The organism is Pseudomonas moraviensis subsp. stanleyae (assembly GCF_036283065.1).
Classification (GTDB): domain Bacteria; phylum Pseudomonadota; class Gammaproteobacteria; order Pseudomonadales; family Pseudomonadaceae; genus Aquipseudomonas; species Aquipseudomonas stanleyae.
The window spans coordinates 264,897-289,874 of sequence record NZ_JAADJI010000005.1; the positions used below are offsets into that span (position 1 = coordinate 264,897).

Annotated in this window: 23 protein-coding genes; 9 read left to right on the top strand and 14 right to left on the bottom strand. The window is 60.5% G+C overall.

What is annotated here, in order from left to right:
• Positions 1-100 precede the first annotated feature (100 nt).
• From murB to GXB78_RS11000, 8 genes are all read right to left on the bottom strand, one after another.
• Entirely contained in the window at positions 101-1,120 is a 1,020-nt protein-coding gene (gene murB / locus GXB78_RS10965) for a UDP-N-acetylmuramate dehydrogenase (protein ID WP_329515399.1), read from the bottom strand.
• Positions 1,117-1,581 (bottom strand): low molecular weight protein-tyrosine-phosphatase, encoded by a 465-nt coding sequence (locus tag GXB78_RS10970; RefSeq protein ID WP_329515400.1) that lies wholly within the window; start codon positions 1,579-1,581, stop codon positions 1,117-1,119. The genes murB and GXB78_RS10970 overlap by 4 nt, the downstream gene beginning before the upstream one ends.
• Positions 1,581-2,345 (bottom strand): 3-deoxy-manno-octulosonate cytidylyltransferase, encoded by a 765-nt coding sequence (kdsB, locus tag GXB78_RS10975; RefSeq protein WP_073472249.1) that lies wholly within the window; start codon positions 2,343-2,345, stop codon positions 1,581-1,583. The genes GXB78_RS10970 and kdsB overlap by 1 nt, the downstream gene beginning before the upstream one ends.
• Positions 2,342-2,527, bottom strand: a complete 186-nt coding sequence (locus tag GXB78_RS10980) for a Trm112 family protein (protein ID WP_003179363.1) — start codon at positions 2,525-2,527, stop codon at positions 2,342-2,344. Before GXB78_RS10980 ends, kdsB begins: the two co-directional genes overlap by 4 nt.
• A gap of 24 nt (positions 2,528-2,551) precedes the next feature.
• Positions 2,552-3,562 (bottom strand): tetraacyldisaccharide 4'-kinase, encoded by a 1,011-nt coding sequence (gene lpxK, locus GXB78_RS10985; RefSeq protein ID WP_329515401.1) that lies wholly within the window; start codon positions 3,560-3,562, stop codon positions 2,552-2,554.
• Positions 3,562-3,990, bottom strand: coding sequence for an ExbD/TolR family protein (locus GXB78_RS10990; RefSeq protein ID WP_329515402.1), 429 nt, complete (start codon positions 3,988-3,990; stop codon positions 3,562-3,564). Before GXB78_RS10990 ends, lpxK begins: the two co-directional genes overlap by 1 nt.
• Positions 3,987-4,622, bottom strand: coding sequence for a MotA/TolQ/ExbB proton channel family protein (locus GXB78_RS10995; RefSeq protein ID WP_007908216.1), 636 nt, complete (start codon positions 4,620-4,622; stop codon positions 3,987-3,989). Before GXB78_RS10995 ends, GXB78_RS10990 begins: the two co-directional genes overlap by 4 nt.
• A gap of 101 nt (positions 4,623-4,723) precedes the next feature.
• Complete coding sequence (locus GXB78_RS11000; RefSeq protein WP_329515403.1) at positions 4,724-6,958, bottom strand: DNA internalization-related competence protein ComEC/Rec2; 2,235 nt, start codon at positions 6,956-6,958, stop codon at positions 4,724-4,726.
• A gap of 136 nt (positions 6,959-7,094) precedes the next feature.
• Between GXB78_RS11000 and GXB78_RS11005 the strand changes: the two genes are divergently transcribed.
• Positions 7,095-7,613 (top strand): DUF2062 domain-containing protein, encoded by a 519-nt coding sequence (locus GXB78_RS11005; protein ID WP_042610686.1) that lies wholly within the window; start codon positions 7,095-7,097, stop codon positions 7,611-7,613.
• Between the two features lie 139 nt (positions 7,614-7,752).
• Here the strand turns inward: GXB78_RS11005 and GXB78_RS11010 are convergent, their stop codons facing one another.
• From GXB78_RS11010 to GXB78_RS11025, 4 genes are all read right to left on the bottom strand, one after another.
• Positions 7,753-8,532 carry an ABC transporter permease gene (locus GXB78_RS11010; protein WP_329515404.1) on the bottom strand — a complete coding sequence of 260 codons (780 nt, stop codon included), beginning with the start codon at positions 8,530-8,532 and terminating at the stop codon, positions 7,753-7,755.
• Positions 8,529-9,461 (bottom strand): ABC transporter ATP-binding protein, encoded by a 933-nt coding sequence (locus tag GXB78_RS11015; protein WP_042610685.1) that lies wholly within the window; start codon positions 9,459-9,461, stop codon positions 8,529-8,531. Before GXB78_RS11015 ends, GXB78_RS11010 begins: the two co-directional genes overlap by 4 nt.
• A gap of 133 nt (positions 9,462-9,594) precedes the next feature.
• Positions 9,595-10,218: a glutathione S-transferase family protein gene (locus GXB78_RS11020; protein WP_323168276.1), complete on the bottom strand. Its 624-nt coding sequence runs from the start codon at positions 10,216-10,218 to the stop codon at positions 9,595-9,597.
• A 43-nt stretch (positions 10,219-10,261) separates the two neighbouring features.
• Positions 10,262-10,921: a transglutaminase-like domain-containing protein gene (locus tag GXB78_RS11025; protein ID WP_329515405.1), complete on the bottom strand. Its 660-nt coding sequence runs from the start codon at positions 10,919-10,921 to the stop codon at positions 10,262-10,264.
• Positions 10,922-11,168: 247 nt separating this feature from the next.
• Between GXB78_RS11025 and GXB78_RS11030 the strand changes: the two genes are divergently transcribed.
• Positions 11,169-13,616 (top strand): acyl-CoA dehydrogenase, encoded by a 2,448-nt coding sequence (locus tag GXB78_RS11030; RefSeq protein ID WP_329515406.1) that lies wholly within the window; start codon positions 11,169-11,171, stop codon positions 13,614-13,616.
• 73 nt (positions 13,617-13,689) lie between these two features.
• Positions 13,690-14,097 (top strand): PA2817 family protein, encoded by a 408-nt coding sequence (locus GXB78_RS11035; protein WP_007967565.1) that lies wholly within the window; start codon positions 13,690-13,692, stop codon positions 14,095-14,097.
• A gap of 978 nt (positions 14,098-15,075) precedes the next feature.
• Here GXB78_RS11035 and GXB78_RS11040 read toward each other — a convergent pair.
• Positions 15,076-16,074 (bottom strand): LysR family transcriptional regulator, encoded by a 999-nt coding sequence (locus tag GXB78_RS11040; protein ID WP_329515407.1) that lies wholly within the window; start codon positions 16,072-16,074, stop codon positions 15,076-15,078.
• 89 nt (positions 16,075-16,163) lie between these two features.
• On the opposite strand from GXB78_RS11040, the gene GXB78_RS11045 reads away from it, so the two are divergent.
• The 5 genes from GXB78_RS11045 to GXB78_RS11065 all read left to right on the top strand — a co-directional run bounded on the left by GXB78_RS11045 (position 16,164) and on the right by GXB78_RS11065 (position 21,542).
• Positions 16,164-16,790 carry an alanyl-tRNA editing protein gene (locus GXB78_RS11045; RefSeq protein WP_329515408.1) on the top strand — a complete coding sequence of 209 codons (627 nt, stop codon included), beginning with the start codon at positions 16,164-16,166 and terminating at the stop codon, positions 16,788-16,790.
• Positions 16,791-16,880: 90 nt separating this feature from the next.
• Positions 16,881-17,651, top strand: a complete 771-nt coding sequence (locus GXB78_RS11050) for a 2OG-Fe(II) oxygenase (protein WP_329515409.1) — start codon at positions 16,881-16,883, stop codon at positions 17,649-17,651.
• A gap of 1 nt (position 17,652) precedes the next feature.
• A complete protein-coding gene (locus tag GXB78_RS11055) occupies positions 17,653-18,291 on the top strand; it encodes a LysE family translocator (protein WP_016773667.1) in 639 nt (212 codons plus the stop codon).
• A gap of 187 nt (positions 18,292-18,478) precedes the next feature.
• Positions 18,479-20,218 carry a dipeptidase gene (locus GXB78_RS11060; RefSeq protein WP_329515410.1) on the top strand — a complete coding sequence of 580 codons (1,740 nt, stop codon included), beginning with the start codon at positions 18,479-18,481 and terminating at the stop codon, positions 20,216-20,218.
• 223 nt (positions 20,219-20,441) lie between these two features.
• Complete coding sequence (locus GXB78_RS11065; RefSeq protein WP_329515411.1) at positions 20,442-21,542, top strand: transketolase-like TK C-terminal-containing protein; 1,101 nt, start codon at positions 20,442-20,444, stop codon at positions 21,540-21,542.
• Between the two features lie 9 nt (positions 21,543-21,551).
• Here GXB78_RS11065 and GXB78_RS11070 read toward each other — a convergent pair whose 3' ends face one another.
• Entirely contained in the window at positions 21,552-22,004 is a 453-nt protein-coding gene (locus tag GXB78_RS11070; RefSeq protein WP_329515412.1) for a MarR family winged helix-turn-helix transcriptional regulator, read from the bottom strand.
• A 171-nt stretch (positions 22,005-22,175) separates the two neighbouring features.
• Here GXB78_RS11070 and aceE point away from each other — a divergent pair, with 171 nt between their 5' ends.
• On the top strand, positions 22,176-24,845 hold the full coding sequence (gene aceE / locus GXB78_RS11075; protein WP_329515413.1) for a pyruvate dehydrogenase (acetyl-transferring), homodimeric type: 2,670 nt from the start codon (positions 22,176-22,178) through the stop codon (positions 24,843-24,845).
• The last annotated feature ends 133 nt before the right edge of the window (positions 24,846-24,978 follow it).

The window sequence follows — 24,978 nt, forward strand, 5'->3', positions numbered from 1 at the left end:
TTTTAGCTGCAAGTTTCTAGCTACAAGCTGCAAGCAAGAGCGGCAGATAGCTCATGACGCAGTGCAACTTGCTGCTCGAAGCTTGAAACTTGCAGCTGCTTCAATACCTGTTGGGCTCCATTTCCAGTTCGACCTGAAAGCGCTCGGCTATGTCTTTCTGGATACGTTGTGCCAGGTCGAGCAGTTGCAGGCCGGTGGCCGTGCCGTAGTTGACCAGCACCAGCGCCTGCAACTTGTGCACGCCAGCATCGCCCTCGCGAAAACCTTTCCAGCCGGCGCGCTCGATCAGCCAGCCAGCGGCCAGTTTCATCTGCCCGTCGGCTTGCGGGTAAGCCACCAGATCCGGGTGCTGCGCCTTGATCTGCGTAACCACGGCGGCGGGCACCAGCGGGTTCTTGAAGAAGCTGCCGGCATTGCCGAGCACTGCCGGGTCCGGGAGTTTTTCGCTGCGGATGCTGCAGATGGCGCGGCTGACGTCGGTGGGCGTCGGCTGCTCGATGCCCTGCTCGCTCAGGCGCTGGCGCACCGGGCCGTATTCCAGATGCAGGTGCGCTGCGCGATCAAGCTTGAAGCGCACCCGCAGGATCAGCCAACGTCCCGGCTTCTGTTTGAACAGGCTGTCGCGGTAGCCGAAGTTGCAGTCTTGCAGGCTGAAATCACGCAGCTCGCCGCTTTCGCGGTCGAGCGCGGTCAGCCCGGCAAACACGTCCTTGATCTCGACGCCATAGGCACCGATGTTCTGCATCGGCGCGGCGCCGACAGTGCCGGGAATCAGGCTGAGGTTTTCCAGCCCGGCCAGCCCCTGGGCCAGCGTGTGCTGCACGAACGGATGCCACGGCTCGCCCGCTTCGGCTTCGATCACCAGACGATTGCCATCATCACTGAGCACGCGGATGCCACGAGTGGCCATGCGCAACACCAGCGCTGGAATATCCGCCGTCAGCAGCAAATTGCTGCCGCCGCCGATCACCAGCAACGGCACGTCATGGCACGCGGCATAGGCCAGCGCCTCGCGGACGTCGGCGTCGCTGTGGGCTTCGGCAAACAGTTGCGCACGCACATCAACGCCGAAAGTGTTGAAGGCTTTTAGTGATACCTGCGGTTGGACCTGCAAACTCATAAGCGGCCTTTCACTTCGATCAGCACCTGGTCGCAGGCCGCTTCGATCAGATCAAGCACCTGCTCGAAACCCTGATCGCCGTCGTAATACGGATCCGGCACTTCATCGACCAATCCAGCATAGCGACGCAGGAACAGGTCCAGCTCGGCCTTGCCGGCGGACGGCTGCAAGGCCTTGAGGTTGCGCAGGTTGCTGCTGTCCATGGCGAGGATCAGGTCGTAGCTGGCGAAATCGGCCCGGTTGACCTGCTGCGCGCGTTGCGTCGACAGGTCATAACCGCGCAGTTTCGCCGCAGCCTGGCTGCGCTTGTCCGGCGGGTTGCCGACGTGCCAGTCACCGGTGCCGGCGGACGCTACTTCGACCACGTCCGCCAGACCGGCTTCGCGCAACTTGTGGCGCAACACGCCTTCGGCGGTGGGCGAACGGCAGATGTTGCCCAGGCACACAAACAGAACGCGCATCAGGCCCCCAGCAGGCGACGAACCCGCTCAAGGTCTTCAACGGTGTCGACGCCGGTCGGCGGCGCGATCAGCGCGTCGGCAACATGAATGCGCACGCCGTGCCACAGGGCACGCAGTTGCTCAAGGGATTCGGTGTTTTCCAGCCAGCATGGGCCCCAGCTCACGAAGTCGTGGAGGAACCCGGCGCGATAGGCATAAATGCCGATGTGGCGGCGATACGGCACGCCCTCCGGCAGCTGCTCGCGGCTCTTGGCGAACGCATCGCGAGCCCACGGCAAGGTTGCACGACTGAAGGTCAGAGCCAGACCGTTGATGTCGCTGGAAACCTTCACTACGTTGGGATTGAACAGGGTTTCGACGTCTTCGATCGGCTCGGCCAGCGTGGCCATGCGCGCTTCGGTATGGGCAGCAAGGTTGGCGGCGACCTGATCGATCACGCTTGGCGGAATCAGCGGCTCATCGCCTTGCACGTTGACCACGATCGCGTCAGGCGCAAGGCCCAGTTTCGCCGCGACTTCGGCCAGACGATCAGTGCCGGAATTGTGATCTTCACGGGTCAGCACCACTTCGGCGCCAAAGCTTTTGCACGCTTCGACAATGCGCGCGTCATCGGTGGCAACCACGACGCGGGTGGCGCTGCTTTTACTCGCCTGTTCCCAGACATGCTGGATCATCGGCTTGCCGGCAATATCCAGCAACGGCTTGCCCGGCAGACGGGTCGAGGCGAAACGCGACGGGATGACAACGGTGAAGGCTGTGGTCATTTATCCAGGCGCTCGTCGGTGGTCAGGGTGCGCGCTTCGCTTTCCAGCATCACCGGGATGCCGTCGCGGATCGGGTACGCCAGGCCGGCGCCCTTGCTGATCAGTTCGGTCTTGTCGGCGCTGAGCTTGAGCGGGCCTTTGCACACGGGGCAAGCGAGGATGTCGAGCAGTTTGGTATCCATGAACATTCCCAGAAATAAAAACAGTTAAGGCAACAGACGATCCGGCAACAGGCGCATCAGCTGCGTGTCGAACCAGGCCACGAAGGCCGGCGACGGCACGGCATCGACCGCCAGATACCACCAGTCGGCAGCGGCGAAGGCACGGCACTTCACCGCGTCCTTTTCGGTCATCACCAACGGCAATGACGGGGTGAAATTCAACGCCTGCACGCTGTACTCGGCGTGGTCGGCAAATGCATGCGGAACCGGGCGCCAGTCTAGCGCTTCGAGGGTATTGAAGAAACGTTGCGGATTGCCGATCCCGGCTACCGCGTGCAGCGCTTGCCCGGGCGGAAAATGCTTGAGCGGCTGATGTTCGCCGCTGCGCAGATTGACCAGCGCGGTGGGCTGCAGGCGAAAGGCAAAACCATCCTCACGATCAGCCAAGGCACCGTTGAACAGCACGCCGTCGACATTTTGCAGGCGCTCGACCGGCTCGCGCAACGGTCCCGCCGGCAAGCAGCGCTGGTTGCCCAGGCCCCGTGCGGCATCGATCAGCACCAGTTCCAGATCCCGCGCGAGGCGGTAATGCTGCATGCCGTCGTCAGACAGAATAAGGTCCAGCGGCTCACTGGCGATCAAGGCTCTGACGGCGGCGCTGCGATCAGGGTCGATCATCAGCGGCACGCCGGTGCGCTGGACAATCAACAGGGGCTCGTCACCGGCAACCTCGGCGCTCTGCTCGGCCTCGACCCGCCATGGCAGCTGCGGCGGCTTGGCGCCATACCCGCGACTGACCACGCCAACGCGCAATCCACGGCGTCGGCAATGTTCTATCAGCCAGAGAATCATCGGCGTCTTGCCCGTGCCGCCTACGGTGATATTGCCGACCACGATCAGCGGCACCGGCGATTGGTAGATTTCACCTTCGCCGTCGAGAAAGCGCTGACGTTTGTTGATCACCACACGGCGATACAACATTTCCAGCGGCCACAACAACGTCAGGGCCGGATGCCCCTGATACCACGCGTCGAGCAGGCGATCGGACAGGCTCATCAGGATTTCGGCGCCGCCTCGACCGTGGTCATGCGCAGATGGCTGAAACCGAGCTTGCCGGCCGCGTCCATGGCGGTGATCACCGATTGATGCTGAGCCTTGCCATCGGCGCTGATCGACAACGGCATGTTGGTGTCGCCGTTGGATTCTTTCTGCATGGCTTCCATCAGCGTCGGCAGATCATTTTTCGGCAGAATCCTGTTGTTCACCGAAAACACGCCTTCGGCACTGATCGCGACGTCCAGTTGTTTGACTTGCTGATCTTCGGCGGGCGAACCGCTGACCGCTTCCGGCAAATCCACGCGCAGCTGGGTTTCGCGGGTGAAGGTGGTAGTGACCACGAAAAACAGCAGCAGAATGAACACCACGTCGATCAGCGACGCGAGGTTGATATCGATGGTTTCCCGAGGCTTGCGACGGAATTTCACGCGCGGCCCTCGGCCAGATCGACATCACGGTCGCCCTGCACCACTTCCACCAGTTTGATCGCTTCCTGCTCCATGCCGACCACCAGCTCATCGATACGGCGTTGCAGGAAGCGGTGGAAGAACACTGCCGGGATCCCGACCATCAGGCCCGCAGCGGTAGTGATCAGCGCCTTGGAAATACCGCCGGCCAGCACCGAAGCATTGGTGGTCATGCCGGAACCGGTGAAGGCACTGAAAATGTCGATCATGCCCAGCACCGTGCCGAGCAGACCGAGCAATGGCGACATCGCGGCGATGGTGCCCAACGCATTGACGTAGCGTTCGAGCTCATGAATGACCCGCGCGGCAGCCTCTTCGATGCACTCCTTCATGATCTCGCGGCCATGCTTGGAGTTGGCCAGGCCCGCGGCAAGGATTTCCCCCAGCGGCGAATTGGCGCGCAATTCCTTGAGTTTTTCCTTGTTGAGCTGCTTGTCCTTGATCCAGACCCAGACCTGACCCAGCAGATGCTCGGGGGTGACGCGACTGGCGCGCAGTGTCCACAGGCGCTCGGCGACGATCGCCATGGCCGCGATGGAACTCAGAATGATCGGCAACATCATCCAGCCGCCGGATTTGACCAATTCCCACACAGTGACAGTCCCCTCGAAAAAGTGCGCCACTTTACCATACCGATCCGCGATTAAGACCCGCCGCCCCGACGACCGTAAGATGGCAGCCATGCTGGCACCGATCAACGGCCGGGCGCCGGCGGGTCGCGCCAGAAACGCCGTTGGTGACGCATCGTCCACGGCGACTTGAAGCTGCCCAGTTGCAGATGAATGGCGCCCTGTTCGGCACTGTCGTAGATGCGCAGGCCTTGCTTGCGGTAGCGCGCAAGCACGGTTGGATGCGGGTGACCGAAGGAGTTGCCGTGGCCACGGGAGATCAGCACCGCTTCTGGCTGCAAGGCTTTGAGCAGGGCCATCGAGGATGAACTGCGACTGCCGTGATGGGGCGATTGCAGCCACTGCGTCGGCACCGCCAGTGGGCTGTCGAGCAGAACGCGCTCGGCGTGAATGTCGATGTCGCCGGTGAGCAGCAGGCGCTCGCCGTTGGCTTCGATCTGCAAGACACAGGAGCGCTGGTTGCTGTCATCGGCAGCCGACCATTGCCAGAGCTGGAAGTGCACGCCATCCCACTGCCACTGTTCGCCGCTTGCGCAGGTTTCGGCGCTCAGCTCCGGCGGCAGGTTTGGCGGATCGCCGCTGACAACGCGCTGCACCTTCAATCCCCGCATCACTGCTCGAGCGCCGCCAGCGTGATCGGCGTCGGCATGGCTGAGCAGCATCAGGTCGAGTGCTTGCACATTCAGTTTGCGCAGCGCTGGCAGCACCACCCGCTCGCCAAGATCGAACTCGCCGAAACGCGGCCCGGCGTCATACAGCAACGTGTGATGGCGGGTGCGCACAAGGATGGCCAGGCCTTGGCCGACGTCGAATTGCCAGACGTCGGCCCGCCCCTCTTCTATTCGCTCTCGGGGCGGCAATATCAGCAGCAACATCAACGGCCAGCCCAATGGACGCAGCGGCACACCACGGGGCAACAGCAATAACAAGGCGCCGAGGCTGCCCAAGACCAGCGCCCACAAGGGAATGGCGGCAGGTATCCACGCCGGCCATTGCCCGGCAATCAGCGCCAGCCCGATAAACAGCCAGTCGATCAAACCACCGGCCAGCCACAACAACCCTTCGCCAACATAAGGCACGGGCAGCAATAGCGTGCCGAGCAACGCCGGCGGCAATACCACAAGACTGACCCACGGCACCGCCAACAGATTCGCCACGGGGCCACTGACGCTGATCGGCAGGCTGAGCGCCAGCAACACCGGGCACAAACCAATCGCGATCAGCCACTGCGCGCGGGTCCAGGTCTGCCACCAACGCCAGGCCCCCAAGCGCCCGCCGAAGGTGAAGATCAACACCGCCACTGCCGCGAAAGACAGCCAGAAACCGGGACGCAAACTGGCCAACGGATCAAACAGCAGCACGCCGTTGAACGCCAGCAACAACGGCCACCACGCGCCGAGATGGCGAAAACGCAGGCGCCACAACAATACCAGCGCCACCATCACGCAGGCGCGCTGCACCGGCACATCGAAACCGGCGAGCAAGCCATAACCCAGCGCCGCCGCGAAGGCGAGGCCGCATGCCCAGGGCAACCATGGCCAGCGCAACGGCCAGATTCCGAAACGCGCCAGCCCGGCGACCAGCAGATACATCACTGCCGCCAGCAAACCGATGTGCTGGCCGGAAATCACCAGCAAATGCACGGTGCCGGTGTCTTGCAGTATCTGCCAGTCCTCACGACTGAGCCCGGAGCCATCACCGAGCACCAGCGCCGCCAGCGCGCCCTCCCGTCCCTGCGCATCCACCGCCAACAGGCGCTGACGGACGCCGTCGCGCCAGGCATGCCGGGCCTCAGCCAGACGCCGTCCATCCTTGATCGTGCCGGTCGCACCGATGCGTTGTGCCAGCAGCCAGGCCTCGTAATCGAAGGCGTCCGGGTTGAGCAAGCCACTCGGGCGCTTCAACTTCACGGCCAGGCGCCAGCGTTCGCCGCTATTGACCGATGGCCCGGCGTACCAGGCCAGGCGCAGCAGCGATGGCAGTTTCTCGTGCCGTGAGTGTGCATCGGCCAGCTCGAAACGCACCACGCCGTCGCCATGCTGCGGCAAGCCGACCACACGCCCTTCGAGCCAGCGCGTTTCGCCATCCAGTTTCGGCGGCAAACGATCATTCAAGGCCCACTGCGCGCCGACGCAGGCCCACGTGAAACCAAACAGCAAAAATGCCAGTGGATAGCTGCGAAACGGCAAAAGCATCAGCGCCAACACCGGCAGTACCACCAGGCAACCGACCGGCGGCAACGCCGGCAAAAAAACCGGGGCCAGCAGACCGACTGCCAGCGCCATCATCCCTGTGCGCATATGCCCGTCCTTGAGAGTCCCCTCCCTAGGCATAGCGGGTCTGCGGCACCACCGTCGTCAACAATTGTCACAAAGTCTGAATGGGCGGTTCGTAGAATCCAGACATACTTGCCGCCTTAACCGACCGAGAAGCCTTATGCCCCGGCGCTTATTCAAACGTTACATGCCCGACCCGACGAGCATCAGGGAACACAAATCCTTACGCTTTCTCGGCAAGTTGCTGCATGACCCGAACCTGTGGCACCTCAATCGCCACTCGGTGGCCCGGGCGATGGCGGTCGGCCTGTTTGCCGCATTCCTGCCGATACCCGCGCAGATGCTGGTCGCGGCAGCGCTGGCGGTGATGGTGCGCGGCAACATGCCGATCGCGGTGAGTCTGGTCTGGCTGACCAACCCGATCACCATGCCAGCGGTGTTTTTCTGTACCTACCAGGCAGGGGCATTCCTGATGGACGTGCCGGCGCGGCACCTGCCGGACGAGTTGACCTGGGAATGGATCAGCGGCGAATTGTCGACGCTGTGGCAGCCGTTTCTGCTGGGCTCGGTGGTTGTCGGCCTGGTGCTGGGCATCCTCGCCTACTTTCTGGTGATGCTGTACTGGCGCTGGTGGGTGGCGCGGCAATGGCGGCGGCGCAAAAAAAGTCGGCAGAAATGAATGCAAAACGGCCTCCACGATGGGAGGCCGTTTTTTGTTGTGTCTGGGCTGGCCCCTTCGCGAGCAGGCTCGCTCCCACAGAGAACATCATTCCAATGTGGGAGCGAGCCTGCTCGCGAAGGAAGCGCTGCGGTCGAGATCAGGTACGCATCCCGCGCCCGCTCACCAGCAACCGCGCACAGCCGAGATACAGCACCACCGTCGCCACCAGCATGAAGGTAATGGCGATGCCGATGCGGATATCCGAAACCCCAAGGATGCCGTAGCGGAAGGCGTTGACCATGTGCAGCACCGGGTTTGCCAGCGACACGGTCTGCCAGAACGATGGCAGCAAAGTGATCGAGTAGAACACGCCGCCAAGGTAGGTCAGCGGAGTCAGCACAAAAGTGGGGATGATCGAAATATCATCGAAGTTGCGCGCAAACACCGCGTTGATGAAGCCCAGCAGCGAGAAGATCGTCGCGGTCAGCACCACCACCAGAATGGTCACGCCGAGGTGATGCACCTGCAGATCGGTGAAGAACAGCGACAGGATCGTCACGATCAGGCCCACCGCCAGACCGCGCAATACGCCACCAATGGTGAAGCCGATCAGGATGGTGTGCGGGGACACTGGCGAGACCATCAGCTCTTCGATCGAGCGCTGGAACTTGCTGCCGAAGAAACTCGAGACCACGTTGCCGTAGGAGTTGGTGATCACCGACATCATGATCAGCCCCGGCACAATGTACTCCATGTAGGTGAAACCACCCATGTCGCCGATCTGCCGGCCGATCAGGTTGCCGAAGATCACGAAGTACAGAACCATGGTGATCGCCGGCGGCAGCAGCGTCTGCGGCCAGATCCGCATGAAGCGTTTGACCTCGCGGTAGACGATGGTTTGCAGGGCGACGAGGTTGGGACCGAACTCGGAACTCATACCGCCACCTTCGACAGATTTTTCTCCACCAGGGACACGAACAACTCCTCGAGGCGATTGGTTTTGTTACGCAGGCTCAGCACTTCGATGTTCTGCTGCGCCAACTGGGTGAACAACGCCGTGATGCCCATGGATTTGTCGACCTGGACTTCCAGGGTATGGCTGTCGAGCAACCGGGCCGGGTAGCCGAGCAACTGCGGCGCGGCGTGCAGATCGTTTTTCAGATCCAGCAAGAAGGTTTCCACGTGCAACTGGCCCAGCAATTGTTTCATGCTGGTGTTCTCGACGATGGTGCCGTGGTCGATGATGCCGATATTGCGGCACAGCTGCTCGGCCTCTTCCAGGTAATGCGTAGTCAGGATGATGGTGATGCCTTTCTGGTTCAGCTCGGTGAGGAAGGTCCACATCGAACGGCGCAGCTCGATATCGACGCCCGCAGTCGGCTCATCGAGGATCAGCAGACGCGGTTCGTGCACCAATGCACGGGCGATCATCAGACGACGTTTCATGCCGCCGGACAGCGAACGCGACGGCACATCGCGCTTGTCCCACAGGCCGAGCTGGGTCAGGTACTGCTCGGCGCGTTCCTTGGCGACTTTCGCCGGAATACCGTAGTAACCGGCCTGGGTCACGACGATGTCGAAGGTCTTTTCGAACTGGTTGAAATTGAATTCCTGCGGCACCACGCCGATCGAGCGCTTGAGCGCCGCCGGGTTCTTGTCCAGATCGTGGCCGAAGATATTCACCGTACCGCTGGTCTTGTTGACCAGGGTCGAGAGGATGCCGATGGTGGTGGATTTGCCGGCGCCGTTGGGGCCGAGCAAGGCGAAAAAGTCACCTTCGGCGACGTCCAGATCGATACCACTCAAGGCCTGGAACCCGTTGCCGTAGGTTTTGGTTAGCTGCCGGATGGACAGAGCGGAACTCATATCGGATTTACGCACCAAGAAGGAAGGAAAGAAGTAAATAAGGGCGAGCGGCGAGGGAAACAACCGCGGCGCAAGTTCGCAATGGTGCTTGCCGCCGCCGCACAAGTACAGTCAAGTGTGTCGATAGTAATTATCAAGTCAACGCGGTCATGACCGCTTTCTGATAGGCCGGACGCTGCTTCAAACGTTCATACCAGGCTTGCAGATGGGGTTGCGGGGCGCGCTCGATGGGCATTTCGAACCAGGCGTAAATGAAGCTGCCCAGCGGGATGTCGCCCATGCCGATGTCATTGCCGGAGAGGTAAGGCTGGCTGATCAGGGCATGGTCGGCCATGTTCAGCAACTCATCGCATTCCTTGATCGCAGCATTGATCGCCTTCCAGTCCTGCTTCTCGGCAGGCGTGCGCAACACACCCCAGAACACCGTGCGAAACGGCCCGGCGAAACTGGAAGTAGTCCAATCCATCCACTTGTCCGCCGCGGCGCGGGCTTGCGCATCGGCCGGATACCAGGCGCTGTCCGGTGCATGTCTGGCCAGCAGATAGCGCACGATGGCGTTGGATTCCCACAGCACGAAACCATCATCCTCGATCACCGGCACCCGGCCGTTGGGGTTCATCGCACGGTACTCGGGCGTGTCGACCACACCGAACGCGCCCCCGGCATCAATGGCCTCGTAGGCCAGGCCCAGCTCCTCGGCAGCCCACAAGGGCTTCCTGACGTTCGATGAATTTTTCCGTCCCCAGATCTTCAGCATGACCGCCTCTTTGCACATGAGTGGACGGCCAGCATACGCCGGATCAGGTACGACTCAAATCCGTCTGCATATCGCCCAGCAGCAACGGCAACTGCTCAGCAAACAGATGCGGATAGCACTTTTGCAGGTGCTCGAAGAAGAAGATTTCCGGCACATCAGTGAACTGGCCGTGATCGAGCAGATATTCCATCAACTGCACGCCGTCGCGGTTGAACGGGTGAAAAACGCTGTCGTTGACCCCGTCGAATTCCAGCGCTGCGACGTTGAACAATTCGCACAGTTGCTGGTTGAACGCCGGCGTCGCCTTGACCCAGCGGCCATCGAGAAACAGCTCGGTGTAGCCATGCATGGCAAACACATCGCTTTTCAGCAACTCGAGCAGTCGCGGCGTCGACAGGTGATTGCGCACATCGGCCAGACCGATGCGCGCCGGGATCCCGCAATGCCGCGCGCAACCGGCGAGCAGCGTGGCTTTCGGCACGCAGTAGCTCTCTCCCGCTGCCAGCGCGTAACTGCCACGCAAGGTTTGCGGATCACGGCTGAAGGTGTAGGGGTTGTAGCGCACCGCCTCACGCACGGCGTAATAAAGACTGATCGCCTGCTCACGCGGATCATTGCTGGCGCCGCGATGCTGCTCGGCGAACTCCACCACTGCCGGGTGGTCACTATCGATGAAGCGGCCGGGGCTCAGATACTCGTGCATGACGGCAATCTCCTGGGTAAGCCACGAGTCTAGCGACAGCCTGAGCACAGAGATAACGACGTTTCGGCCAAACCTGAAAGCAAAGCTGCGCAGCAACGAACGATTTCCCACACGTGTTGCCCACCGAACCTACGAAAACCATCCGGGGTTTCCCACGATTTCAATCACCATGCTCTGACCACCCGGATTTACAGATGCCGTCTAAGCTCTGGAGGGTCGATTTGCCTTGGTTCACGGAGGACTGAATATGCTGTTGTTGTGGATACTGGTTTTGATCGTCGGCGTGGCGTATCTCGCCCATCGACGCATCGCCCCGCTGCCCGCGTTGGGCATCGTCGCTGCCTATCTGGTGGCGATGGGGATTTTCAGTCACGCGCCGGGCTGGCTGTTGTTGATCTTCTGGGTCTTGCTGGCGGTGGTCGCCGCGCCATTGTTGCTGCCTGACCTGCGCCGCAAACACTTCACCGCGCCACTGTTCAACTGGTTCCAGAAAACCCTGCCGCCGATGTCGCAGACCGAACGCGACGCGATCGATGCCGGCACCGTGTGGTGGGACGGCGAGCTGTTCAGCGGCCGTCCTGACTGGGACAAACTGCTGTCCTATCCCAAGGTGCAGTTGAGCGAAGAAGAACAAGCCTTCATCGACGGTCCGACCGAAGAACTCTGCGCGATGGTCAGCGACTGGCAGATAGGTCAGTCGATGGACCTGCCGCCCGAAGCCTGGACGCACATCAAGCAACACGGTTTCTTCGCCCTGATCATTCCCAAGGAATACGGCGGCAAGGGCTTCTCTGCCTATGCCCACTCGCAAGTGGCAATGAAACTGGCGACCCGCAGCGGTGACCTCGCCTCTACCGTGATGGTGCCCAACTCCCTCGGCCCGGCCGAATTACTTCTGCATTACGGCACTGACGAACAACGCAATCACTACCTGCCGCGCCTGGCCCGTGGCGACGATATTCCATGCTTCGCCCTCACCGGCCCGCTGGCGGGGTCCGACGCTGGCGCGATGCCCGACACCGGGATCATCTGCAAGGGCCAGTGGGAGGGTGAAGAAGTCATCGGCCTGCGCCTGAACTGGGAGAAGCGCTACATCACCCTCGGCCCGGTCGCGACTCTGCTTGGCCTGGCATTCAAGGCCTACGACCCGGATCACCTGCTCGGTGAAGAAGAAGATCTCGGCATCAGTCTGGCGCTGATCCCGACCGATACCGCAGGCGTGGAAATCGGTCGTCGTCACCTGCCGCTGGGCGCCGCGTTCATGAACGGGCCGAACTCCGGCAAGGACGTGTTCATTCCGCTGGACTACCTCATCGGCGGCCAGGAAATGCTCGGCAAGGGCTGGATGATGCTGATGAACTGCCTGTCGGTCGGGCGTTCGATCTCGCTGCCAGCCGTCGGCACCGGCGCGGCCAAGTTCACCAGTCTGGTGACCGGCCAGTACGCGCAGATTCGTGAACAGTTCAATGTGCCGCTGTCGGCGTTCGAAGGCATCCAGGAAGCGATGGCGCGCATCGGCGGCAACGCGTGGATGATGGACGCCGCCCGCATGCTCACCGCCAACGCGGTGGACCTCGGTGAAAAACCCTCGGTGCTCTCGGCGATCCTCAAATATCACCTCACCGAACGCGGCCGCGAATGCATCAGCCACGCCATGGATGTGCATGGCGGTAAAGCGATCATCATGGGGCCGAACAACTACCTCGGCCGCAGCTGGAACGGCGCGCCGATCTTCATCACCGTCGAAGGCGCGAACATTCTGTCACGCAACCTGATGATCTTCGGCCAGGGCGCGATCCGCTGCCATCCGTTTGTACTCAAGGAAATGGCCCTGGCTGGTCGTGCGGACAAGGAACAGGCACTCAAGGAATTCGATGGCCTGCTGCTCAAGCACATCGGCTTCGCCGTGAGCAACGCGGCCAGCACACTGGTGCTGAACCTCGGGCTCGGTCACTTCGAACATGCGCCGGGCGACAGGATCAGCCAAGGCTACTTCCGCGCGCTCAACCGTCAGGCTGCCGCATTCGCCATGCTTGCCGACTTCAGCATGATGCTCCTGGGCGGCGAACTGAAACGCCGCGAACGCCTGTCAGCGCGCCTCGGTGATGTGTTGAGCAACCTGTATCTGGCCTCCGCCGCGCTCAAACGCTATCACGACCTCGATTCGCCGGCGTATATGGAACCGCTGTTCCGCTGGGCCATGGAAGAGAGCCTCGGCCAGTCGGAGCGCGCGCTGGATGAACTGCTGAGCAACTTCCCGAACAAGGTCTTCGGCTGCCTGCTGCGGGTTATCGTGTTCCCGTTCGGCCGCCGTCACAAAGGCCCGTCGGACAAACTCGGTGCCGAAGTCGCTGCGGTCATTGGTCGCGCCAAAGGCGATCCGGCACTGGAAGAACTGCTCGCCGGCTGCTACCGCCCGCAATCGGCGGACGATGCCGTGGGCGCATTGCAACACGCCAGCAACCTGCTCAACGCTGCGCAACCGCTGCACAAAAAGCTGCACATCGCGCTGAAAAGCGGCCAGGTCAAACCGGCAGCAGGCGAACATGCCATTGATGCCGCCCTGGAGGCCGGCGTGCTGCAAGCTGTCGAAGCGCAAAGCCTGCGCGACGCCGAAGCGGCCCGCCGCAAGGTGATCGACGTCGATGATTTCGACAAAGACGAACTGACCCAGGCAGAGGGCAAAGTCCGCTGATCCCGGTTTTTGTGAAAAAACGGCGCGAGGGCTTTATACTCCCGCGCCCGTTTTGCTCTTGAGGACTTATCTCGTGTCCAACGTCGTTGCCGATCATCTCGTGTTGCTCGACCACCTGCGCAGTATCCTGGTCGCCGTAGGTGAGGCCGAACAAGTGCCCGAAGAAAGCCATGCCCTGTTCCTCGAGCGCTTCGACGAACTGCTGGCCTCCCTGCCGATCGACCCTATCGAAAGCCAATACCTGGGCCAGGACATCCTCACCCAAGTCATCACCCGCTACCCGCAAATCGCCCACCTGATCCCACGCGACCTGCTGTGGTTCTTCGCCGGCGACTGCCTGCACTACCTCTCCGACGAAGAAATCGACCTGTACCAGGCCCTCGAAGAACGCCGCTACGAAGCCGAACAGAACGACGAACCGTTCGACTGGAACCAGGAAAAACAACTGCTGGCCATGTCCGCACAGGACAGCAAGCACTGATATTCAAACGGAAATGAAAAGGCCCGCATGGAGATTCCATGCGGGCCTTTTTATTCAAGATCAAAAACACCCTCACCCTAACCCTCTCCCGGAGGGAGAGGGGACTGACCGTGGTGTTTGGGCGAGTTACGTCGCTCTGTGATACCGAGTCGAATGCAAATATGCAGAAGATCAAAAGCCCCTCCCCCTAGCCCTCTCCCGGAGGGAGAGGGGACTGACCGTGGTGTTTGGGCGAGTTACGTCGCTCTGTGATACCGAGTCGAATGCAAAAATATGCACAAGATCAAGCCCCTCACTGGCCCTCTCCCGGAGGGAGAGGGGACTGACCGAGGTGTTTGGGCGAGTTACGTCGTTCTGTGATACCGAATCGAATGCAAATATGCAGAAGATCAAAAGCCCCTCACCCTAGCCCTCTCCCGGAGGGAGAGGGGATTGACCGCGTTGTTTGGACGAGGTACGCCGACCTGAATTACCGAGTCGAATACAGATTTCGAAAAGCCAAAAAATCGGCCCCCTCTCCCTCGGGAGAGGGCTGGGCGGGCGGCGTTCCGATGAGGGGCGAATCCAACACAGATCCAAAGCAGACCACACGCTTTTCACCACTCAACAATGAGCGTTAGCTCGAGTGCTCTTGATCTTGATCCACGGGCGACGTCGGAAGGCTGAGTGGAGGGAATGATCCGGGCGTGGGAGCGCAGCGACCGTACGACGCAGTCGTACACAGCGGAAGGAGGTGCAGCGAAGCAAACCGGAAACGCTGCGCCCGGATCGATCCCGCAGCGAAGGAACCCGAGCCTGCGAGGGCCGAACGCAGGAGCTAGCCTTTTGGTTACTTTTTGCTGGGCCGGCATTCCGGCGTCTGAAAAAGTGACTCGCCGTAAGGGCGAAACCGCCAGAAGCAACCCCCGAAGCAACGGATATTCACCCAAACCACCAGAGCATGGTCGGCCCAAAGGCCGCCAAGCCCCCCAGAAAACCTCAAAGCAACCCCTCACTCTCCGGCAGCTCATAAGCCACAGCCGCATTGCTCTCACCGGCCGATTTCCCCGGCCTGCCCAACGTCGGCTCCTTCTGCAAACACTCCACCAGATAATCAATAAACACCCGCAACTTCGGCGGCAAATACCGCGTCGGCGAATGCAACAACCACAACCCACCATGATAGGAAGCAAGAAACGTCCACTCCGGCAGCACCTGCACAATCAACTTCTGCTCCAACGCATAACGCGCCGTGAAATACGGCAGACTGCCAATCCCGATATGCTGCAACACCGCCCCCAACCGCACCCCGGTGTGATTGGCGGCATAGCGCCCGCGCACACCGACCGTCACCGCCTTGCTGCCTTTCTTGAATTTCCAGCGCGCATCGCTCGGCGTTTCGCCCAGATAGATACAACTGTGATTGAGCAAATCGTGAGGATGCGTCGGCGTGCCATGTTCGGCCAGGTATTGCGGCGTGGCGCAGAGCAAATGATCGATCGTCAGCAACTGCCGCCCGACCAGACCGGCCGGCGGACGATCAGTGATGCGAATCGCCAGATCGACATGGTCATCGATCAGATCAACCTGCCGATCTTCCAGCAACAACTCGACATCGACCTTGGGATAGCGCCGCAGAAACTCGGGCATGTGCGGATGAATCACAAACCGCCCCACCGCTTTCGGCACGCTGACCCGCACCAGACCTTCGGCTTCGTGGGTGAACTGGCCGCTGATCTCCATCACCGACCTGGCCGCGCTGACCATTTCCTGGCAACGCTTGAACACCTCTTCACCACCATCGCTCAAGCGCAGTTTGCGCGTGGTGCGTTGCAGCAAGCGCGTGGCCAAAGCCTTCTCCAGACGGGAAATGCTGCGACTGACCGCTGAGGGAGACGAACCCATCTGCCGCGCCGCTTCAGAGAAGCTGCCGGTCTCGACAACCTTGACGAAAATCGCCATTTCACCCAGCAGCGGCAGTGGAAGATTGATGCTCACAACGCACAAGTCCTTTGATGTTCGAATGGATTATCACGTTATTGCACGATTCATATAATAAAAACAGAACTTCGATCAGGGCATGGAATATGACGCTTCGCCTGTTTTTTCACAGTGATGACCTCAAGGCGAATGTCGAAGTCCTCGACTGCACACCCCACGAGAACGAATTCGCCGTAGTGCTGCGCGCTACCCTGTTCCACCCCCAGGGCGGCGGTCAGCCTTGCGACACCGGCTGGATCGGTGAAAGCCGGGTATCGCGCGTGGTGCAGGAACCGGAGCGCATCGTTCATTTTGTCGACCGCCCGGTGCCGCTGGGCATGACCGTCATCCGGGTCGATGAACAGCGCCGCCGCTTCAACACACGCATGCACTCGGCCGGTCACCTGATCGGTCATTTCATTCAGGCCAAGGGCTGGATGCCGATCAAGGCGCATCACTGGCCGGACGAAGGTCGGGTGCAGTTCAAGCCAGGTGATGGCGCTGAAGAAGTCGATGCGACAACGGTGCAAACCGGCATCGAGCAGTGGATCGAACACGATCTGCCGCGCCTGACCTCCCTGCGCGAAGGCGCGCGGGAAATCAGTTTTGGTGAACTGCCGGCCTATGGCTGCGGTGGCACCCACGTACGCAGCCTGAAGGATCTGGGCACAGTCACGATCGCGTCGCTTTCGCAGAAGAAAGGCACGCTGTCCGTCCACTACAGCGTGGATTGAGCATTTCGGGCATTGCCGTCGCGCAGCGTCCGACGCCGGGGAACCGCACTCGCCGGTTCCGTTGACTATCGATAGATGGACCTAAAACAAATGATGCTAGACGTCGAGCGTCTCGATGAGACGTGCATAAAAAAACTGGCCAACGAAGAAGTCCTCGCCATCCGCGTCAAACGCTTTCTACCCGAGCCGCTGGCGATCGAAATCGGTGACAAGATTCTCGCCCCGGGCTTTGAGGGCTACATCAATGCGCCGAGCATCGGCCGCATCGGCATGGCCTTTTACGAGGCGGAAAACCAGCCGCTGCTGATCGAGGACTACTTCGAACGCGCCACCCGCAACATCGACGAACTGCGCCAGCGCTGCGCGCCCTACTCCTCGCCGATCGACACCCTGCGCTGCATGCTCGACGAGTCCTGGCCCGCCGGCGCGCATCTGGAAAACCTCTACGGGCGCAAGATGTACGTCGGCTTGTCGCGGGTGGTCAAACCCGGCGTGTGCTTTCTCGCCCACCACGACATTTTCGCCAAGGACGCCCCGGACAGCTTTCAGGCACGCAGCCTCGAGGCGCAGTTTGCCTGCAACGTCTACCTGAACATGCCCACCGAAGGTGGCGCTCTGCAGATGTGGAATGACCACATCACCCCGGACCAATTCGACGAAATGCGAGGCGACAGTTATGGCATCGAGCCGGCGCTGCTGGGGCCGCCAGCGCTCGAAGTGCGCCCGCAGCCCGGCGATTTCATCATGTTCAACTCGCGCCGCATGCACTCGGTGACCCCGGGCGTAGCGGATCCGCGTTTGAGCCTGTCGTTCTTTGTCGGCTATCGCGGCAATGCTTCCCCTCTGACTTTCTGGAGCTGACATGCTTTCCAATTACCTGGGCGAATTTCTCGCATTGGCCACCATCCACTTCCTCGCCGTCGTTGCACCCGGCCCGGACTTCGCCGTGACCATCCGCCAGAGCGTGCGCTTCGGTCGCCTTGTCGGCATCTGCACCGCGCTGGGCATCGGCGCGGGGATTTCCGTGCATGTGCTGTATACCTTGCTCGGCGTCGGCGCGTTGATGCACACCACGCCTTGGCTGCTCACCGTCGCCAAGGTTGTCGGCGGTGCCTACATCCTTTATCTGGGCGTCAGCCTGATCCGCAGCAAACCGAAAAGCAGCGTCGAAGGCGAAAAAACCGCTGACGAGCCGCTGGTCGAACAGTCGCTGTTCAAAGCCTTCAGCACCGGATTTCTGACCAACGCGACCAACCCCAAGGCCACGCTGTTTTTCCTGGCAATCTTCACCACGATCATCAGCGCCAGCACACCCCTGCAGATTCAGGCGTTCTACGGTTTGTGGATGTGCTTCGTCAACGCGCTGTGGTTCGTCATCGTCGCGCTGTTTTTCTCCAGCAACAAAGTGCGCCTGCTGTTCATGCGCCTGGGACATTGGTTCGAGCGCAGCATGGGCGTCATCCTGATTCTGTTCGCCGGACGCCTGATGCTGTCGATGTAACCCACGCAAAAAAGTCCCGGCATCAGCTGCCGGGACTTTTTCATCTTTGCGCCTCTTTTGCATTTCTGTGCGACAGATCAAGTTTGTGACTCCCTCTTCACCCGCTCACGGTGTTAGGTTGCAAAATGTTTCTGCCACAAGCGTCAGAATTATTACCTCCCACCCTTAGCAAAGGAATGCCTGTTCCATGGTCTTTTCCCTGAAAAAACTGGCCGCCGCCACTCTGGTCATGGCCAGCCTCGCCACATTTACCAGCGCCGCCCAAGCCAACATCACTGCCGAGCAGAGCGCAGCGATCCTGAAATCCTTCGACGGCAAGAGCTTGACGGATTTCCGCAGCTTCCTTGGCAGCCTGGCGAAAAACGACCTGGCCAAGACGGATAACCTCAACCCGTCCATCAGCGCTTTCCTCGATAACAAGACCCTGAACGCCCAGCAGCAGAATGAAATCCACCGCCTGCTGGGTATCTACACCCGCGTGAAATACGGCAAGGCCGCGCTGGAAACCCTGCGTCAACTCGTCGAGATTCCAACCTTCCGCAAGGACGGCGTGGCGCAGCACGACAACCCTGAATTCATCAAGATTGCCGGCGAGATTCAGAAACTCGCCGAATCCTTCGGTTTGAAATTCCGCAACATCGATAACCGTGTCTACGAAATTTCTCTGGACGGCAAAGGCGACGAAGTCGTTGGCATTCATGCACACGCTGATGTGGTGCCAGTGACCCCGGAAAACTGGGTGCTGAAAGACGGCACCAAGCTCGACCCGTTCAAAGTCACGCTGATTGGTGATCGCATGTACGGTCGCGGCACCGAGGATGACAAGAACGCCATCGTCGTGGCGCTGTACGCCATGAAAGTGATCAAGGACGAGAAGCTGCCACTGGCACGCAATTTCAAACTGCTGGTCGACACCACCGAAGAAACCAGCGGCGACGCCATTCCCTACTACTTCGAGCGCAACCCGACGCCGAACTACAACATGGCGCTGGACGGCGGTTATCCGGTGGTGATCGCCGAAAAAGGTTACGGCACTGTCATGGCCAACTTTGCCAAACGTAAAGGCGAAGGCAACGGCGCGGAAATCCTTTCGATGACCGGCGGCAAAGCGACCAACCAGATTCCATCGGCTTCGGTTGTCACACTGGTAACCGACAAGCCTGCCGAGCTCGCCGCCAGTCTGCAAAAAGCTGGCGACGCCTATGCGAAAGCCAATGGTGGCGACTTTGAGGTCGCTGCGAAGGTTGATGGCAAGGACGTCAAACTGACTGTAACGGGGGTTTCTGCGCACTCGTCCGAACCAGAGTCCGGTGTCAATCCGGTCGCACGAATGCTGAGTTTCATCAACAGTCTGGATGGCAAAGTCGCGCTCAAGCACAACCAGTTCACCGATGCCGCGCGTTATGCCGATGACAACTGGGGCCTGGATTACTTGGGTAAAAAACTTGGCGTGGGTTTCTCCGACTCGTTCATGGGACCACTGACCACCTCGCTGACCTATGTTGGTGAAGATCAAAAGGCCTTCAAACTGGCGGTGAACCTGCGGGTGCCGAAGGGCAAGTCGCCGGAGAAACTCAAGGCCGAGATCGCCGAGAAACTGGATGCCTGGAGCAAGAAGACCCATGTCGCGGTCGCATTCGACTATTCAGTGGCCGAACCGATGTATCGCAATCCCGAAGGTGAATGGGTCAAGGCGTTGCTCGCCGTGGCCAGCGAAAACCTCGGCATGAAGTCGGAATTCGGTACTTCCGCTGGCGCGACTTCGGTCCACGAATTGCCGAACGGCGTGCAATTCGGCCTGGCGCGACCTGAAGCCAAATACACCGGCCACACCGATGGCGAGTTCAAGACCGTCGAGCAGTTCCTGCTGGATCTGCAGATCGTCACGGAAATGATGGGGCGTGTCGGGCAGTTGCCGAAGCTCTGATGCGCTGTTTTAACCCGGTCGCTTGTGACCGGGTTAAACATACGGAAGGACCCGCATCGGGTCCTTTTTTTTGCCCCCAAAAAACGCGCGCGTCGAGGCTGTCAGCCCCCTGATCAGGTCGGACTTCGATCGCCTGCAACCGACACCCAACTTCATTGCACTTGCAATCACATTGAAGCCTTGAGTAAGGTGCAGGCACGAAGGAACGTACGGAGATTGTGGAATGATCGGCTTTTCCAGCTTCACTAAGACGCCAGAAACCAGCCTGGCCGCTCAGGCCTGCATCGATAAGATCCGCACAGTTCCACCGCAGCAGACTGCGGGCTCTTCCTCGCCGCTGCTAACCATGGTCGATATCGCCAATCGCCTCGAAACGGATCCGGGAACAGCCAGGCACATCTGGGTCATCCGCTCCAGCAAACAGAGCCAAACCGCAAATGCCCAGACCCGGATCAACGCCTGGCCCCTGCGCTTGAGCGCCACAGCTCGCTCCAGTGAAAAACCGCTGCTGTACCTGACCACTTCGGCGACATCGGCCGAGTTGTGTGCGCTTTCCAATGAATCCGCCCATCGCGGCATTCTATGCAATGACATCGAAACCTTGCCTTCACGCTGGCCCAAGGGGGCTCATCCCTGGGTGCCGCTCTGGCTGGTCGCTAACGCGCACTGCCTGCCCTTTGATCCCGCCAGCGGCGCCGAAGCGCAGGCCATAACCCTGGCGGCTTTGCAAAGTTTGTATGTGGAAGGCAATGACGGTTTTTATTACATGGCACTTCACGATGAACCCAGTGACTTCATCGCTCCCGTCAGCCGACTCAGCGCCATCGAGGCCTTCAAGGGCATGTACCGGCTCAGCAGCATCGATACCGATTCAGCGCTCCCTAAAGTGCGCTTGCTCGGAGCAGGGCTGGCGTTGCAATCGGTGACGGCGGCGGCACAACTGCTCCGCGAGGACTGGGGCGTGGCCAGCGAACTGTGGAGCTGCCCCAGCTATACCCGCCTGGCCCGCGATGCGGACAATGCGCACCGCTGGAATCGCCTGCATCCGCAGATGCCGCGCAGGTCAGCGCATTTGTTCGACTGCCTGGACACCGAGGATTGGCCGGTGGTGGCCGTGACCGGGTATGCCCGGCATGTCGCCGAGCAGATCGGTGCACATGTGACGTCACGGTTCGTGGCCCTCGGTGCCGACTCGATCGGATCCGCCATGGGCCGGGTGGATGAGCGCTGGATCGTGGTGCTGGCCCTGCAGGTTCTGGCTCAGGAAGGCGTCATCAGCGAGGAGCTCATCAAACAGGCCATGGATCGGTACCTGCTGCAATGAAAAGCTCCCTCACTTCGCCCGCCCACTGCTGCGCGCCGCGCTGGCCGCGCGCTCGAGGGCATCGCTGAAAAGCCGTTGCTCGGCGTCGTCAAATTGCGACAAGAACAGTTCATCCACTGCGCCTTCGTAGATGGCCCACATTTTCTTGCGTAACGCCTTGCCCTGCTCGGTGATGCTGGCATACGCGCCGCGACCGTCATCACTGGCGCGGCTGCGGATGACCAGACCTTCGGCTTCCAGACGGTCCACCAGGCGCGTCAGGTTGTAGCGCTCGATGGCCATTACATCCGCCAATTCGTTCATTCGCCGCGTGCCTTCGGGGCCGCTTTCCAGCCCCCATAACGCGTCGTACCAGGCGTAGGCCGGCAGCCCGGCGGCCGCCAGCCGGCGCTCGATCTCGCGGATCAGGCAGCGGTGCGCCCTGACGAATCTGAACCAGGTATCCGGCTCGTTGGAAGACATGCATCACCTTTTTCATGAAATCGATTTAGTTGCAATTGTAGCGCACGGCAGGCTAAGTTCTTTCACGTAGTTGCAACTGCAACTACAAACTCGAAGGCTGGCGCTGACCCACGCCCCTTGGTCAGGCACCAAACGACTCGGTGCTGCTGCAATGTTCAGGAGACGACAACGATGGCACAACAACCCGCTTTTCTCGACGAGGATCCACAAGAGACTCGCGAATGGCTCGAATCGATTGAGTCGGTGGCGAGTGTCGAAGGACGCCCTCGCGCCCACTATCTGATCGATCAGATGCTCGATTTCGACGCCAACCGTCACGGTGATTTCTACGGGCGCGTGACGACGCCCTACGTCAATACGATCCCGGTCGAACGCCAGCAGCCCTACCCCGGCGACCTGGCCGTGGAGCGCCGGATCAATGCCTATATCCGCTGGAACGCGTTGGCCATGGTGCTGCGCGCCGGCAAACATTCGAACGTGGGCGGACACATCGCGTCCTACGCGTCGGCGGCGGTTTTGTACGACGTCGGCTTCGAGCATTTTTTCCGTGGCCGCACCGAGCAGTTCGCCGGCGACATGGTGTACATCCAGGGCCACTCCTCACCTGGCATCTATGCACGGGCGTATCTCGAAGGACGCCTGAGTGAAGAGCAACTCGACAACTTCCGCCGCGAAACCGATCGTGACGGTATCTCATCCTATCCACATCCACGGCTGATGCCGGAGTTCTGGCAATTCCCGACGGTGTCCATGGGGCTCGGGCCAATTACCGCCGCGTATCAGGCCCGGTTCATGCGCTACCTGGAAGACCGCGGGCTGAAGGAACATCAGGGGCGAAAAGTCTGGGCATTCCTCGGCGACGGTGAAATGGACCAGCCGGAATCCCTGGCGGCGATTTCGCTTGCCGGCCGGGAAAAGCTCGACAACCTCATCTTTGTCGTCAACTGCAATCTGCAGCGCCTGGACGGGCCGGTTCGCGGCAACAGCAAGGTAATTCAGGAGTTTGAAAGCCTGTACCGGGCGGCTGGCTGGAATGTACTCAAGGTCATCTGGGGCAGCGGCTGGGATGCCCTGTTGGAGAAGGACAGGACCGGCCTGCTGCGCCAACGGATGATGGAGTGCGTCGATGGCGACTATCAGAACTACAAGGCGCAGAATGGCGCGTATGTGCGGGAGCATTTCTTCGGCAAATACCCTGAGCTGCTGGAGCTGGTCAGTGACCTGAGCGATGACGACATCTGGAAACTGTCCCGCGGTGGCCACGATCCGGAGAAAGTCCACAACGCCTACGCCGCCGCCATGCGCCACATCGGCGGACCGACGGTGATCCTGGCCAAGACGGTGAAGGGTTTCGGTATGGGCGAGGCCGGTGAAGGTCAGAACATCAACCACCAGCTCAAGAAGATGGGCGACGACGCGGTGAAGGCGTTCCGTGATCGGTTCGGACTGGAACTCAGTGATGATCAGCTCGGCGACATGCCTTACCTCAAACCGGCTGCGGACAGCGTCGAAACCCTGTACCTGCAAGCCAGGCGCAGGCAGTTGGGCGGCTACATCCCGGCCCGTTTCAATGCCGTCGCGCCATTGCAGGTCCCGCCTTTGTCGGCGCTGGATACACAGCTCAAAGGGACTGGCGAGCGGGCGATCTCGACGACCATGGCGTTCGTGCGCATCCTCGGCACGCTGCTCAAGGACCCGAATATTGGCAAACTGATCGTGCCGATCGTCCCCGACGAATCACGCACTTTCGGTATGGAAAGCCTGTTCCGCCAGATTGGCATCCACTCCCATGTCGGCCAGCTCTATACGCCTCAGGACGCCGGCCAACTGAGTTATTACAAGGAAGCCAGGGATGGCCAGATCATGCAGGAAGGCCTGAACGAATCCGGCGGAATTTCTTCCTGGATCGCCGCGAGCACTTCCTACAGCACCCACGCCGTAATGACGGTGCCCTTCTATATTTTCTACTCGATGTTCGGCTTCCAGCGCGTGGGCGACCTCGCTTGGGCGGCAGGTGACGCCCGTGCCCGGGGTTTCCTGCTCGGCGCCACGTCCGGCCGGACCACGCTGATGGGCGAAGGCCTGCAGCACGACGACGGCCATAGCCATGTCCTGTCTTCCACCATCCCCTGCTGCGTGTCCTACGACCCCACTTACGCCTATGAATTGGCGGTGATCATCCAGGACGGGATGCGGCGGATGTATGTCGACAACGAGGATATCTTTTACTACATCACGCTGCTCAACGAGAACTACGCCCATCCGCCGATGCCCGAGGGTGTCGAGCAAGACATCCTCAAAGGCATGTACCGGCTCAGCACCAGTGCGCAGCCCGACGAAGGCAAGCATGTGCAACTGATGGGTTGCGGTTCGATCCTGTTGGAAGTCGTCGCCGCTGCGCAGTTGTTGGAGCGGGATTTTGCCGTCAGCAGTGACGTATGGAGCGTCACCAGCCTGACCGAACTGCGTCGGGAGGGCCAGGTTGCCGAACGCTGGAACCTGCTTCATCCACAACAGACGCCTCGCATCAGCCATGTTGAAAGCTGCCTACAGGATGCACAGGGCCCGGTGGTCATCGCGACCGACTATATGAAGATATTCGCCGATCAGATCCGCCCGTTCGTGCCCAATCGCCGCTTTGTCGCCTTGGGTACTGACGGTTTTGGCCAATCGGACACCCGCGAATCGCTGCGTCGGTTTTTCGAAGTGGATCGCCATTTCATTGCCTTGGCGGCCTTGAAAGCCCTGGCTGATGACGGAGCGATAACACGTGAAAAAGTCGCCGAGGCGATTGTTCTTTATGGGATTGACCCCGAGAAGCAGAATCCGGCAGCTGTATGATTCCGTGATTTCATTGCAATTGAAAAGGGCCTGAAAAAGGCATCCTGCCCGGGTTCCGGGCAGGGTCCTTTTCGTTGCCGCCACAAAACGCGCACAAACAAAAACGCCGATCATCACTGATCGGCGTTTTTGT

Bases quoted from the DNA above. Each gene is read 5' to 3' on its own strand.
- GXB78_RS11030 (WP_329515406.1), top strand. From the start codon at position 11,169: ATGCTGTTGTTGTGGATACTGGTTTTGATCGTCGGCGTGGCGTATCTC.
- GXB78_RS10980 (WP_003179363.1), bottom strand. From the start codon at position 2,527: ATGGATACCAAACTGCTCGACATCCTCGCTTGCCCCGTGTGCAAAGGC.
- GXB78_RS11020 (WP_323168276.1), bottom strand. From the start codon at position 10,218: ATGCTGAAGATCTGGGGACGGAAAAATTCATCGAACGTCAGGAAGCCC.
- GXB78_RS11025 (WP_329515405.1), bottom strand. From the start codon at position 10,921: ATGCACGAGTATCTGAGCCCCGGCCGCTTCATCGATAGTGACCACCCG.
- GXB78_RS11015 (WP_042610685.1), bottom strand. From the start codon at position 9,461: ATGAGTTCCGCTCTGTCCATCCGGCAGCTAACCAAAACCTACGGCAAC.
- GXB78_RS11070 (WP_329515412.1), bottom strand. From the start codon at position 22,004: ATGTCTTCCAACGAGCCGGATACCTGGTTCAGATTCGTCAGGGCGCAC.
- GXB78_RS11050 (WP_329515409.1), top strand. From the start codon at position 16,881: ATGATGCTAGACGTCGAGCGTCTCGATGAGACGTGCATAAAAAAACTG.
- GXB78_RS11065 (WP_329515411.1), top strand. From the start codon at position 20,442: ATGATCGGCTTTTCCAGCTTCACTAAGACGCCAGAAACCAGCCTGGCC.
- GXB78_RS11045 (WP_329515408.1), top strand. From the start codon at position 16,164: ATGACGCTTCGCCTGTTTTTTCACAGTGATGACCTCAAGGCGAATGTC.
- GXB78_RS11000 (WP_329515403.1), bottom strand. From the start codon at position 6,958: ATGCGCACAGGGATGATGGCGCTGGCAGTCGGTCTGCTGGCCCCGGTT.
- GXB78_RS11060 (WP_329515410.1), top strand. From the start codon at position 18,479: ATGGTCTTTTCCCTGAAAAAACTGGCCGCCGCCACTCTGGTCATGGCC.
- GXB78_RS11055 (WP_016773667.1), top strand. From the start codon at position 17,653: ATGCTTTCCAATTACCTGGGCGAATTTCTCGCATTGGCCACCATCCAC.
- kdsB (WP_073472249.1), bottom strand. From the start codon at position 2,345: ATGACCACAGCCTTCACCGTTGTCATCCCGTCGCGTTTCGCCTCGACC.
- lpxK (WP_329515401.1), bottom strand. From the start codon at position 3,562: ATGAGCCTGTCCGATCGCCTGCTCGACGCGTGGTATCAGGGGCATCCG.
- GXB78_RS10970 (WP_329515400.1), bottom strand. From the start codon at position 1,581: ATGCGCGTTCTGTTTGTGTGCCTGGGCAACATCTGCCGTTCGCCCACC.
- murB (WP_329515399.1), bottom strand. From the start codon at position 1,120: ATGAGTTTGCAGGTCCAACCGCAGGTATCACTAAAAGCCTTCAACACT.
- GXB78_RS11010 (WP_329515404.1), bottom strand. From the start codon at position 8,532: ATGAGTTCCGAGTTCGGTCCCAACCTCGTCGCCCTGCAAACCATCGTC.
- GXB78_RS11005 (WP_042610686.1), top strand. From the start codon at position 7,095: ATGCCCCGGCGCTTATTCAAACGTTACATGCCCGACCCGACGAGCATC.
- aceE (WP_329515413.1), top strand. From the start codon at position 22,176: ATGGCACAACAACCCGCTTTTCTCGACGAGGATCCACAAGAGACTCGC.